This window comes from Deltaproteobacteria bacterium HGW-Deltaproteobacteria-18, assembly GCA_002841885.1.
Taxonomy (GTDB): Bacteria; Desulfobacterota; Desulfovibrionia; order Desulfovibrionales; family Desulfomicrobiaceae; genus Desulfomicrobium.
In genome coordinates, this window is sequence record PHBE01000009.1 from 92,248 (window position 1) to 103,853 (window position 11,606).

12 protein-coding genes are annotated in these 11,606 nt (G+C 61.0%); 8 read left to right on the forward strand and 4 right to left on the reverse strand.

Annotation, left to right across the window (positions count from 1 at the left end; genetic code table 11):
• Window positions 1–2: 2 nt before the first annotated feature.
• A complete protein-coding gene (locus tag CVU60_09665; GenBank protein PKN41647.1) occupies window positions 3–632 on the forward strand; it encodes a flavodoxin in 630 nt (209 codons plus the stop codon).
• Entirely contained in the window at window positions 592–828 is a 237-nt protein-coding gene (locus tag CVU60_09670; GenBank protein ID PKN41648.1) for a hypothetical protein, read from the forward strand. Before CVU60_09665 ends, CVU60_09670 begins: the two co-directional genes overlap by 41 nt.
• 102 nt (window positions 829–930) lie before the next feature.
• Here CVU60_09670 and CVU60_09675 read toward each other — a convergent pair whose 3' ends face one another.
• Window positions 931–2,052 (reverse strand): metallophosphoesterase, encoded by a 1,122-nt coding sequence (locus CVU60_09675; GenBank protein ID PKN41649.1) that lies wholly within the window; start codon window positions 2,050–2,052, stop codon window positions 931–933.
• Between the two features lie 719 nt (window positions 2,053–2,771).
• Between CVU60_09675 and CVU60_09680 the strand changes: the two genes are divergently transcribed.
• From CVU60_09680 to CVU60_09705, 6 genes are all read left to right on the forward strand, one after another.
• Window positions 2,772–3,905, forward strand: a complete 1,134-nt coding sequence (locus CVU60_09680; GenBank protein ID PKN41650.1) for a 4Fe-4S ferredoxin — start codon at window positions 2,772–2,774, stop codon at window positions 3,903–3,905.
• A 71-nt stretch (window positions 3,906–3,976) separates the two neighbouring features.
• Window positions 3,977–5,428 carry a phosphogluconate dehydrogenase (NADP(+)-dependent, decarboxylating) gene (locus tag CVU60_09685; protein PKN41651.1) on the forward strand — a complete coding sequence of 484 codons (1,452 nt, stop codon included), beginning with the start codon at window positions 3,977–3,979 and terminating at the stop codon, window positions 5,426–5,428.
• Window positions 5,429–5,440: 12 nt separating this feature from the next.
• Window positions 5,441–6,280, forward strand: a complete 840-nt coding sequence (locus tag CVU60_09690; protein PKN41652.1) for a DUF547 domain-containing protein — start codon at window positions 5,441–5,443, stop codon at window positions 6,278–6,280.
• Window positions 6,277–6,990: a hypothetical protein gene (locus CVU60_09695; GenBank protein ID PKN41653.1), complete on the forward strand. Its 714-nt coding sequence runs from the start codon at window positions 6,277–6,279 to the stop codon at window positions 6,988–6,990. The genes CVU60_09690 and CVU60_09695 overlap by 4 nt, the downstream gene beginning before the upstream one ends.
• Window positions 6,991–7,002: 12 nt before the next feature.
• Window positions 7,003–8,544 (forward strand): mercuric reductase, encoded by a 1,542-nt coding sequence (locus CVU60_09700; protein ID PKN41654.1) that lies wholly within the window; start codon window positions 7,003–7,005, stop codon window positions 8,542–8,544.
• Between the two features lie 258 nt (window positions 8,545–8,802).
• Window positions 8,803–9,648 (forward strand): succinate dehydrogenase, encoded by an 846-nt coding sequence (locus CVU60_09705; protein PKN41655.1) that lies wholly within the window; start codon window positions 8,803–8,805, stop codon window positions 9,646–9,648.
• A 90-nt stretch (window positions 9,649–9,738) separates the two neighbouring features.
• Here CVU60_09705 and CVU60_09710 read toward each other — a convergent pair whose 3' ends face one another.
• The 3 genes from CVU60_09710 to CVU60_09720 are packed head-to-tail and all read right to left on the reverse strand — an operon-like array spanning window position 9,739 to window position 11,505.
• Window positions 9,739–10,086, reverse strand: a complete 348-nt coding sequence (locus tag CVU60_09710) for a PqqD family protein (protein PKN41656.1) — start codon at window positions 10,084–10,086, stop codon at window positions 9,739–9,741.
• Window positions 10,061–10,906: a hypothetical protein gene (locus tag CVU60_09715; protein ID PKN41657.1), complete on the reverse strand. Its 846-nt coding sequence runs from the start codon at window positions 10,904–10,906 to the stop codon at window positions 10,061–10,063. The genes CVU60_09710 and CVU60_09715 overlap by 26 nt, the downstream gene beginning before the upstream one ends.
• Window positions 10,903–11,505, reverse strand: a complete 603-nt coding sequence (locus CVU60_09720) for a hypothetical protein (GenBank protein PKN41658.1) — start codon at window positions 11,503–11,505, stop codon at window positions 10,903–10,905. Before CVU60_09720 ends, CVU60_09715 begins: the two co-directional genes overlap by 4 nt.
• Window positions 11,506–11,606: the final 101 nt, after the last annotated feature.

An 11,606-nucleotide genomic window follows, 5' to 3' on the forward strand; every position in this document is an offset into this window, starting at 1 on the left:
CCATGAAAAAAGACATCGATATATTGGAACGTCCCCTGTCCCGTCGGGAAATGCTGCGCCGCACCGCAGGGGGACTTGCGGGAGGAATGCTGGCCGGACTGGCCGCCCCGTTGTTCGCGAGCGGGACGCTGTTCGCCGCTCCGGTCGATGCCAGGAAGTTTTTGACAGTCTTCTATTCTCGCAGCGGCAACACCCAGATCATGGCCGGCTTCGTTCAGAAAGCGGTCGGCGGCGATCTGGTCAGGATCGGGACGGTCCACCCCTATCCCGAAGCATACCGGGCCACCACCCGTCAGGCCAGGGAGGAACTGGATTCCGGTTTCAAGCCGCCGATCACGACAAAAATCGCCAATCTGGCATCGTATGACGTCGTATTCATCGGGTCGCCGTGCTGGTGGGCAACCATCGCCCCTCCGGTCATCACTTTCCTTACCGAAAACGACCTTGCCGGAAAGACCGTGGTCCCGTTCATGACCCACAAGGGCAGCGGGCTGGGCCGGACTCAGCCGCATGTGGAATCGCTGTGCCCGAATTCCAAGGTGCTCAAGGGGTTGGCCATCTGGGGAGACGACATCAGCTCATCAAAAAATGATGTCACGGGCTGGTTGCGGGACATCGCTCTGGTATCCTGATACGGTTGCCGCGCTTCGCATGGGGCCGGACGGAACGTTCGTCTCCGGGGGATGCTTCCTCATCGATGGCGGAGTGACGGCCCCAACTTTTACGGTGAGCCTGCCCCTAAGTCATCGAACTCCTTATTTCGACTTGGCTCCCACGGCACAGCGAGTTCAACGCTTGGCTCGAGCTTTCAGATTCTCCCGGATTTGACGAACAGGAATCGCAACGCTCGGTGCTTCACCGCTGTGACAGGACCATGCGGTCGGATTGTCGAGAGAAAGAACATGGCCGGAGGATAATGCTTCCGGCCTTCTATTTATCCCGCAGAACAATGCGCGTTATTTCCGACGGCACGCCGATGCGGCTGGCGAATCCTCCCCAGATTCCTGTGCCGGGACTGACATAGAGCTGCATGCCGTTCACGTCGTACAGGCCGTTGACCAGCCCGCCATTATAATTTGCGATCAGCTTCTGGATGAAGAACATCGTGCCGCCGTGCGTGTGCCCAGAGAGCTGAACATTGGCCAGAGTGCTGCCGGCCGTGCCGGGCCGATGATCGAGAAGGATGCGTGTCGTATCCGGAGCGCCGCTAAATGCCTTGTGCACATCCGGCCCTTCTCCGCCGAAACGCTGCTCCTGGATATCCGGAACGCCTGCGATGACGATCTCCTCTCCATCGACCGACAGCACCCGGTGCTCGTTGTGCAGCATGTCGATGCCAAGTCTTTCGAAGACCGGGAGCCACCCGTCGGCCTGGAAATAGTATTCGTGATTTCCGGTCACTCCGAAAACGCCGTACTTTGCCCGCAACTCTCCAAACGGTTGGACCTCGCGCCCGATCAGGTCCGGCAAGCCGTCGATCATGTCTCCGGTCACGGCGATGACGTCCGGGTGCAAGTTGTTTGTTTTCTCGACCACGCTTTGCAGCCAATCCCTGCGCACCAGTGGCCAGATATGGAGGTCCGACAATTGGACAATGGAAAATCCGTCCAGCCTGGCAGGCAGTTTCGGCACGGTGATCTCGACCGTGCGCATATCCGGAACCTTCACGGCCTGCCACGTACCCCAGATCGCCATGACCAGCGCGGCTGCGAGCAGGAACGCGCTTCGGAAGGCAGGGGTCAGGGGCAGCCGCCATGTGGCGCCGGCCTGACGAGCCAGCCATGACACCAGCACCGCCACGTCCTTCACGAGCAGCAGGACGGCCAGGATGACCAGAGCGGCGTACAGCGCCTCCATGGTCAGAATGACCGGGCGCGGCAGGTCCGGAGCAAAAAAGGAGCCGCCGAGTTGTTCGTACAGAAGGTACTTCATGCTGGCAGCCAAAAGAGCGACAGCCGCGGCCGCCTTGCCGGGCAACGGCCAGCGCAGGGGAAGAACGAGGCTCAAGAACGCGTACATGAAGAGAAACAAGGATGGGAGAAAGAGTCGCATACAGTCCTGATAGGCTACTGAACAGCCTGCTGGTTGAGGGGTTAGGTGCGTCGGTGATGGGAAATAATCAGTCATGATCCCAGGTCCACTAACCGATGTCGGTTATCTGGTTCGGTATGATGACGCTCGAAATTCCGGGATGTGTCAAGAGATGGTCCCTTCCGTTTCATGATGTCATTTTTGATGTTTAGCTGTGCCTTGTGAAGGAAACCAGGCACGATCCTCCGGGATTGTTGCCCGATTCTCCGGAAAGATTGTCTCGGTGCAAGAACGCTTGCCGGCAATGGAAGGAGGAGGCCGGGAGGCGCGCAGGAGAACCAGGCAAGAAATCAACAGGATTGTGTCTTCATGAGACAGGTCGGGAGTACTACCTACTCATTGATACGTTTGGACGGCCTGGACCAGTTGCGCGAGTGGCAGCCGGGTGTGTCCATGATAGTGATGTCAGGACGCCGAAAAGGCGCACGGGGAATCGAGAATTTGACCTTGAGGAGAGTGTGATGCTGTACAGAAAAATGCCGAAAAACGGTGATGAAAGCGAAGCTGCTGCGGTGGCTTCGCTTTTTTTATCATTGACACATTCCGCGCTTTGATTTTGAAAATATTACTCTGAAGAGGGCACGTTCGCACGACGAGTGAGGGCGGTCCTGCGGCCTGTTCATGGGATGCGCCGCAACGTCTTGTGCAATCAATACATCGGGAAGCAAAGGTGAGTGAACATGGAGAAAGCAAAGGTCTATTTTACCGATTTCCGCACGGTGGCTTTTGGAGACGGACTGCCCACCAAGCTCAAGAAGCTGATCAGAAAAGCCGGGGTCGGTGATATTGATATGGACGGGAAGTTCGTCGCCATCAAGCTGCATTTCGGCGAATTGGGCAATATCAGCTATCTTCGTCCCAATTACGCCAAGGCCGTGGCCGATCTGGTCAAGGAACTCGGTGGCAAGCCGTTTCTGACCGACTGCAACACCATGTATCCGGGCAAGCGCAAGAACGCTCTCGAGCATCTTGAATGCGCTTGGGAAAACGGGTTCTCGCCGCTGTCGGTCGGCTGTCCCATCCTTATCGGGGACGGGCTGAAGGGGACCGACGACATTGCGGTGCCCGTGGTGGGCGGAGAATATGTCAAGGAAGCCAAGATCGGCAGGGCGGTCATGGATGCGGACGTGTTCATCAGCCTGACGCATTTCAAGGGACACGAGATGACCGGCTTCGGCGGGGCCATCAAGAACATCGGCATGGGCTGCGGCTCACGGGCCGGCAAGACCGAGCAGCACAGCGGCGGCAAGGCGTCCATCGACGAGGCCAAATGCCGGGCCTGCATGGCCTGTCTGAAGGAATGCGCCAACGAAGCGCTCCACTTTGACGAGGAAGCGGAAAAGATGCGCGTCAACGAAGACAATTGCGTCGGCTGCGGCCGTTGCCTCGGGGCGTGTAACTTCGACGCCATCGCGTTCAGGAATTTCGCGGCCAACGAGCTTCTGAACAAGCGCATGGCGGAATACACCAAGGCGGTAGTGGATGGCCGTCCGTGTTTCCACATCTCGCTTGTCGTCGATGTCTCCCCCAACTGCGACTGCCACGGGGAAAACGACGCGCCCATCCTGCCCGATCTGGGCATGTTCGCCTCTTTTGATCCGCTCGCCCTGGACCAGGCCTGCGTGGATGCCTGCATGAAGGCGAGGCCCCTTCCGGGCAGCCAGCTCTACGAGAACCTGTTGAAGTCCGATTTCAACGACCATCACGACCACTTCAGGAACTCCACGCCGCAATCGGAATGGCGCTCCTGTCTGGATCATGCGGAAAAGATAGGGCTGGGCACCAGGGACTATGAGCTGATTTTCGTCAAATAAGCCGTGTAGATGAAGGTGGGAAGTCATCGACGCCAGGCAGGCCGAATACGAAACACAAAGCCGGAGGGCAGATGAGCAGCGACAGGTTGGCGGACATCGGAGTTGTCGGACTGGCGGTCATGGGGGAGAATCTTGTGCTCAACATGGAGGGCCAGGGCTTCACCGTGGCCTGCTTCAATCGCACCGTGGCCAGGGTCGATGCGTTCGTAAGCGGGCGCGGCGCGAACAGAAGCATCATCGGCTGTCATAGCCTGGAGCAACTGGTCCGGGCGCTGTCCAAACCACGCAAGGTCATGTGCATGGTCAAGGCCGGCGAGGCGGTGGACGCGTTGATGGCATCCCTCATTCCGTTGCTCGAGCCCGGGGACGTGATCATCGACGGCGGCAATTCCCATTTCCGTGACACCATGCGCCGGATCGACGAAGTCGAAAAGCACGGCCTCCTCTTTGTCGGGGCCGGAATCTCCGGGGGCGAGGAAGGAGCCCTGCACGGCCCGTCCATCATGCCCGGCGGGTCCGAAGGCGCCTGGGACATCATCCGCCCCGTGTTCCAGCGTATCTGCGCCGTGACGCCCGACGGGGAGCCGTGCTGCGAGTGGATGGGCGAGGGCGGAGCCGGGCATTTCGTCAAGATGGTGCACAACGGCATCGAGTACGGCGACATGCAGCTCATCTGCGAAGTCTACCATCTGATGAAGGCCGGGCTCGGGATGTCCAACGAGGAGATGCGCACCGTCTTCTCCCGCTGGAACAAGGGCCGCCTCGATTCGTACCTGATCGAGATCACGGCGGACATTCTCGGTTTCCGCGACGACAAGGGCGCATACCCCCTTGATGCCATCCTCGACGCAGCCCAGCAGAAGGGCACCGGCAAGTGGACGGTGGGCGCGGCCCTCGACGTCGGCCAACCGCTGACGCTCATCGGTGAGGCCGTCTTCGCCCGCTCCCTTTCGGCCCTCAAGGACGAGCGCCTTGCCGCCGCGCAGGTTCTCACAGGCCCCTCTCCATCTGATCTCGATGTGCTGTTCGAAGATTTCGAAGAGGCCCTTTACGCGGCCAAGATCGTTTCCTACGCCCAGGGCTTTCAGCTCCTGCGGGCCCAGGCGCAGGAACAGGGCTGGAAACTCGACTTCGGGAAGATCGCCAGGATATGGCGCGGCGGCTGCATCATCCGCTCCGTCTTCCTGAAGAACATCGAGAGCGCCTTTTCGGGAAACCCGGATCTCGTGAATCTTCTGCTCGCCCCTTTTTTCCGCGATGCGGTCATGCAGGCCCAGACCGGATGGCGGCGCGTCGTGGCGGCGGGGGCCTTGGGCGGCATCCCCGTACCAACCCTCTCGGCCGCACTGGCCTATTTCGACGGCTATCGCGCGGCCGTGCTGCCCGCCAACCTGTTGCAGGCCCAGCGCGATTATTTCGGGGCCCACACCTACGAGAGGACGGACAGTCCCCGTGGCGAGCGTTTTCACACCAACTGGACCGGGCAGGGCGGCGCGACCTCCTCGACGTCCTATGAAGTCTAGGGAGCAAGAGGAATGATAGTTGCGAAAAAATGCGCGCGAGGCCTGGTTGTCGCGATAATGGGGGCCGTTCTGCTTTTCTGGGCTGCGAGCGGGCCTGCGGATGCCGCTGAATTCGATCACGGCCACGGCATCCTCGGCCAGGTTCTCAGGGAGCGGGTCGTCGACGGCCGGGTCGATTACCGGGGGCTCCTGAAATCTCCGACGCTCCTCGATCGCTATCTGCAATCGACGTCCGGCGTCACCGAAGCCCAGTTCAAGGGCTGGAACGAAGGGCAGCAGCTCGCGTTCCTGATCAACCTCTACAACGCGGCCACCCTGCGGCTGATCATCGATCACTACCCGCTGGAGGGTATCAGGGACATCGGTAACATTTTCAAGGGGCCCTGGGATCAGAAGGTGGTCAGCCTGTTTGGAGGAATGATCACCCTCAACCATCTCGAACACGACATCATCCGCAAGGACTACGCCGAGCCGCGCATTCACATCGCCCTGGTCTGCGCGGCCAGAAGCTGCCCGGCACTTCCGAGCTACGCTTTCACGGCCGATGCGCTCGACGGGCAACTGGGCGAACGCGCCCGGCTCTATCTGTCAAGCCCGGAGGGCTTGCGTGTGGACCGCGCTGCCGGGAAGGTCTTTGTTTCGTCCATCTTCAAATGGTATGGGGAGGATTTTGTGCCCGGATTTTCCCGGACGCCGGGTTTCGACGGGTTGAAGGACAAGGAACGGGCGGTCATGCATTTCATCGCACAAAACGTATCCGATGACATGCGCAGCTATTTTTCAGGAGGCGGATACACATTGGGATACATCGATTACAATTGGTCCCTGAACGAACAGGAGGTCGGCCCATGAGCCCCGCCGCACCTTCTCGGCAGGGTAAAGTCGTCAAGATCCTGGCGATTATCGTCGCCGTTGCGCTGTTGCTGACTGCCATCAGGTACTTCGACGTTCAGACCCTGTTGAGGCAGGCCTTGCAGTGGATTTCGGAACTCGGTCCGGCAGGTCCGATCCTTTTTGTGGCCATCTACATCGCAGCCTGCGTGCTGCTCCTGCCCGGGGCTATCCTGACCCTCGGCGCCGGTGCCGTCTTCGGGCTCGCCAAAGGCTTCGTCGCCGTCTCCGTGGGGGCGACCCTGGGCGCGACCTGCGCCTTTCTGGTGGGACGCTACCTGGCCCGTGACTGGGTGGCCGCCAGGATCGCCGGAAGCGAAAAATTCCGGGCCGTGGACGAGGCCGTGGCCCGCGAAGGCTGGAAGATCGTGTTGCTGACGCGTCTGTCGCCAGTCTTTCCTTTCAATATCCTGAACTACGCCTTCGGCCTGACCAAGGTCGGTCTGAAGGATTATTTTCTGGCCTCCTGGATCGGCATGATCCCCGGGACCGTCATGTATGTGTACATCGGCTCCCTGGCCGGGGATCTGGCCAGCCTTGGAGCAGGGGGACGCGAGCGGACAGCCGGGGAGTGGGCTTTGTATGGGGTGGGCTTTCTGGCCACCATCGCCGTGACGGTCGTCGTTACACGTCTGGCCCGCAAGGCGCTGGCCGGCAAAATCGCAGCGTGAAGGAGATTCGTCATGGCGGATTCAAAAGTGCATTCTGTAAAACATGAGCCCCAGGACGAGCACAACAGGACCCTGGAGTCTTTCGTGCGCCCTTCGGGATGGACCAATCCCAGGCCAAAACCCATCTATAACCTGGTGGTGATAGGTGCCGGGACGGCCGGGCTGGTGTGTGCGGCGGGCGCGGCCGGGTTGGGAGCCAAAGTGGCTCTCATCGAGCGGGATTTTCTGGGGGGCGACTGTCTGAATTTCGGTTGCGTGCCGTCCAAGGCTCTGCTCCGGGCTGCGAGGGCCGCGGCGGCCGTGCGGGACGCTGGGGAGTTCGGCGTGAACGTGCCGGAAGGCATTGAAGTCGATTTCGGCCAAATTATGGAGCGCATGCGCAGGCTGCGGGCCGCCATCGCCCCTAACGACTCGGTTCGGCGCTTCCAGGGTCTGGGCGTGGATGTCTTCCTCGGTCCGGGCCGCTTCACGGATCCGCATACCGTGGAGGTCGGCGGGGAGCGCCTGTCCTTGGTCAAGGCGGTGATCGCCACGGGAGCCCGCGCCGCCGCCCCGCCCATCGAAGGGCTGGATACGGTGCGTTATCTGACCAACGAAACGGTCTTCTCCCTGACGAAGCTGCCCAAACGCCTGGCCGTCATCGGCACTGGGCCCGTCGGCTGCGAGCTGGCCCAGGCCTTCGCCCGCTTCGGTTCGGAAGTGCTGCTCATCGAGTCGTCCCGGGGCATCCTGCCCAAGGAGGATCGGGACGCGGCGGAGTTTGTCCGCCAGGCCCTGATCAAGGACGGCGTGAAGCTCCTGTGCTGCGGGAAGGAGGTCAAGGTCTCCCCGGCCGAAGGCGGGCGGATACGCCTCGTGGCGAATGCGGGGGCCGGGAGCTACGACGAGACCGTCGACGAACTGCTCATCGCCGTAGGCCGCAAGCCCAATGTCGAGGGATTGGGCCTGGAAGAGGCCGGGGTTGCGTATTCGGCCAAGGGCGTGCAGGTCGATGACCATCTGCGCACGACCAATCCCGACATCTTCGCCGCCGGGGACGTCTGCTCCCCGTTCCAGTTCACCCACGCCGCGGACTTCATGGCCCGCACGGTCCTGCGCAACGCGCTTTTCAAGGGCCGGGCCAAGGTCAGCGCCCTGACCATCCCCTGGTGTACCTACACGGAGCCCGAGATCGCGCATGTGGGTCTTGGCGAGAAAGAGGCGGCGGAAAAGGGGATTGCCGTGGACACCTTCACCCGGGAATTGCGTGAGGTCGACCGGGCCATCCTCGAAGGGCATACCGACGGTCTGGTGCGGGTGCATGTGCGCAGGGGCACCGACAAGATCGTGGGTGCGACCATCGTCGCCAGCAACGCCGGTGACATGATATCGGAGATATCCCTGGCCATGACGAGCGGGCTGGGCCTCGGGAAGATTGCGAACACCATCCACCCCTACCCGACCCTGGGTGAAGCCATCCGGCAAGTCGGCGACGCCTACAACAGAGGGCGGCTGACGCCGTTGGTCAAGCTCCTGTTTGAAAAGTGGCTGGCCTGGCAGCGAAGGAAGAAGTGATGCCTGGGACCGAACCCTGCTTCAAGCATGAGGGTAACTTCATGGCAAAATAGTAGTTTTCCGATTCATTCCAGCAAATGTCGATACCGTGAATGACTGATGGCCAGGTTCAGGAGGCCTCGACAGCATTTGATTTCCAGCTTTTCTGATGCCGGCAACGGACTTTTTAACGTAACAGACTGGAATTTCTGTGGCAATTTTGGAAAATTTATGGCTTTATGAAACATGTACTGAAGCGACGGATTTGCCGGTCTGATCATGTGGGAGCTGTTGCAAGGGATGCACGAAGGAGGCTGGGTTCATGAAGCAGTCACAGACGGAATGCGGCGCAAGATTGTCCGCAAACATTTCGGGGCAGCAATGAAGCGGAGCCTGATAGGCGTGTTGCCGCTCATGGTTCTTCTGGCCGCGTTTTCCGTCTGCGCGGAGCCGCTCAGGCTGAGCACGCTGGAATGGCCTCCTTTCGTTGGCCAGGATCTTCCGGATCAGGGAACGACCAGCGCCCGCGTGCGCAGCATCTGCGCCGTCGCGGGGCTGGATCTTGCCGTGTCCTTTCTGCCCTGGAAGCGGGTGCTCATGGAGGCCCGCGCCGGGCTCGCCCAAGGCTACTTTCCCGAATACCGCTCGGCGGACCGAGAAAAGGAATTTCATTTCTCGAAGGCGGTCGGGTGCAGCGTGGTGGGGTTGGTGCATCGGCGTGACGTGACGCTGGACTGGGTCCGCTTGGAGGACCTGGGCTCCTACCGCCTCGGCGTTGTGGATGGGTATGTGAACACCGAGGAGTTCGACCGTCTCGTGAGTGCAGGCGTCATCAGCCCCGTCAAATGCAACTCCGATGAGATGGCCCTGCGCATGCTCGAGGTTGGGAGGATCGACGCGGTCGTCATGGACCGGGCCGTGTTCAGGCATCTTTCAGGCAGGGCGGAAGCGTCGCAAACACCATCCCCCCTGGTCTTTGCCGCTAAAATCCTCACCGTACACTCGCTGCATGTCTGTTTTCCCCGGACTCCCGCCGGAAAGGCGCTGGTGGAGCGTTTCGACCGCGCGATCGTGTCCGGCGGGCTTGAGCTCATATGTGCCTCCTCGACCGAGGACCGCCACTGATTTCCTGCCGCGCACCTTTCCCTTGTTCGGGTCACCACCTCCCGGAATGTTTTTTTCCGTTGCGCTTTCCCGAGGGAGCCGGGAAACCTGCTAGCGCAGTCCCAGGATGCCGCGCTGTCCGAGCTGGCGGATGAACATGGCCACGGCCTGCTCGGCCTCTGCCGGAAGGCAGGAATAGTGCTTGGCAAGCTGGCGCGCCAGATCGTCCACCGAGGCCGTGCCGTCGATGCGGTTCCAGACGAAAGTGCCCATGGCGTCAAGCTCCAGGGTGCGCATGGGCAGGGTGACGGAGGGGGGTAGAAGCCGGGCCAGCCAAGGCTTCAAGGTGGCCGGGTGGCTGATGCGGACCAGACCTTGGTCCGAGACGATGGTCCGGATTCCGGGCATGGGCACGGGTACGGCGGAGAGGGCGTCAGCCTTGGATTGCGATTGCTGCATACGCCGCGAATGTCCTTTCGAAGTCCGGTGCCGGGACGAGGCAGCCGTGTTCCGTGAGAATCAGGATCTTGTTCCCGGCTTCGTCATGCCGGATGCCGCCCCGGATTTGACCCGGGTTGAAGGGGAGCCTGGCCAGGATGCGCCGCCATGGCGAGGCTGGATCGGCAAAGCGCGCTTGCGTGGAGTCGTTTGAACTGACGCTCAATTCACGACCGTGTTCGCGCAGGATTTTTTTTTCGAGCCACGCTTCAAGGGCAGTTTCTGCCAGAAGCACGCTGGCCGGTGCAAGACGCTCAAAGACAAGCCTTGAGCGGGCGATGGAGAACTCCAGCCTGAAAGCGCCGGGGCGAAACGAAGCCTTGTCCAGGACCGCATGCGGCGGAGTTTCGAGCCGCAGGTCGTAGCAGCGCCAGCTGCGCCATGCATCGGGGGGGGTCCAGTCCAGCGACTCCAATACCGAGCGGAGCAGGGCCTGCGGCGGGGGAGCGGAAAATAGGGCGGCGACAACCGCCTTTTTTTCCGTCGGATGCAGCACAAAAAGCCTGGGCTCGGCGGAGGGGGCGGCCCAGACCTCGCCCCTCAACCTGCTGGCCCGCGACGCACGAAAGGGAGTCAGACTTGCGTCGCCGATTCCCGAAGCCTTGAGCAGCCGTGGGCCGTCCTTGTCCGGACTGAAGATGGACTTTTCCGGGCCGAAGCGCAGATCAAGGACCGGCAGGTCCGTCCCGGCAAGCCGCACAAAGCCGCGATCCAGGATCACGGGTTGCATGCCGGCCGGTATCTCCAGTCGCAGGCCGTCCCAGCCGAGCGAACCGGTCATTGCGGGATGAGCAGCCGGTAGTCGAGCTTGTTCGCGGGGGTCGGATGGCGACCGTTTCGAGCCTCGGATTCATTCCTGGCGTCCCGGCAGGCGGCTTCGCTGAGCCACAGGGAGCGCAGGGTCATCTTCACGAAATTGCCCGTCTTGGAGCTTTCGTCCCTGCTGTGGGTCAGTTCGAGATTGACCTGCTCACCTTCGGAGTTGATGAAGCTCCATTTCCAGGACATTACCGTCTGAAAGGGATCGCCGCGCCATTCGAGAGGCTTGCCGAAACGATCCTGGTAGCGATTCAGCAGGTTGTCGAAGAACCCGCGGGTTGCATCCTCGAATTTTAGCTTGATGCGCACGATCCGGCCGACCTGATCGCAGTTGGCGTACGCCACGGTGCCCCCCCTGATGCCGGGAGCGTAGTAGGGACTGAGTTCGACCTCGATCAGGTGCCGCTCCTGGGAAAGGGGGATCTTTGTATGTATCTCGCAGATGTCGTGGATGCTGGAGACGTCCTCGCCGAGAACGATGCCTCCCAGGGACGTCGGAAAAACTTCGGCCTGGACAGAGGTGGCCATGAACAGCCAAAGAAGAAGTATGCAGCGTTTCATGCACACGATCCTATTCCAGTCCCGCGCAGGTTGTCCAGCCGCGAACGGGGGGAGGAGTTTCTCGTGACCAGAGTCCTCGTGTATTACGGCTTAATGCTCTT

Bases quoted from the DNA above. Each gene is read 5' to 3' on its own strand.
- CVU60_09710 (PKN41656.1), bottom strand. From the start codon at position 10,086: ATGCAGCAATCGCAATCCAAGGCTGACGCCCTCTCCGCCGTACCCGTG.
- CVU60_09705 (PKN41655.1), top strand. From the start codon at position 8,803: ATGTGGGAGCTGTTGCAAGGGATGCACGAAGGAGGCTGGGTTCATGAA.
- CVU60_09720 (PKN41658.1), bottom strand. From the start codon at position 11,505: ATGAAACGCTGCATACTTCTTCTTTGGCTGTTCATGGCCACCTCTGTC.
- CVU60_09680 (PKN41650.1), top strand. From the start codon at position 2,772: ATGGAGAAAGCAAAGGTCTATTTTACCGATTTCCGCACGGTGGCTTTT.
- CVU60_09665 (PKN41647.1), top strand. From the start codon at position 3: ATGAAAAAAGACATCGATATATTGGAACGTCCCCTGTCCCGTCGGGAA.
- CVU60_09715 (PKN41657.1), bottom strand. From the start codon at position 10,906: ATGACCGGTTCGCTCGGCTGGGACGGCCTGCGACTGGAGATACCGGCC.
- CVU60_09690 (PKN41652.1), top strand. From the start codon at position 5,441: ATGATAGTTGCGAAAAAATGCGCGCGAGGCCTGGTTGTCGCGATAATG.
- CVU60_09700 (PKN41654.1), top strand. From the start codon at position 7,003: ATGGCGGATTCAAAAGTGCATTCTGTAAAACATGAGCCCCAGGACGAG.
- CVU60_09675 (PKN41649.1), bottom strand. From the start codon at position 2,052: ATGCGACTCTTTCTCCCATCCTTGTTTCTCTTCATGTACGCGTTCTTG.
- CVU60_09670 (PKN41648.1), top strand. From the start codon at position 592: ATGTCACGGGCTGGTTGCGGGACATCGCTCTGGTATCCTGATACGGTT.
- CVU60_09695 (PKN41653.1), top strand. From the start codon at position 6,277: ATGAGCCCCGCCGCACCTTCTCGGCAGGGTAAAGTCGTCAAGATCCTG.
- CVU60_09685 (PKN41651.1), top strand. From the start codon at position 3,977: ATGAGCAGCGACAGGTTGGCGGACATCGGAGTTGTCGGACTGGCGGTC.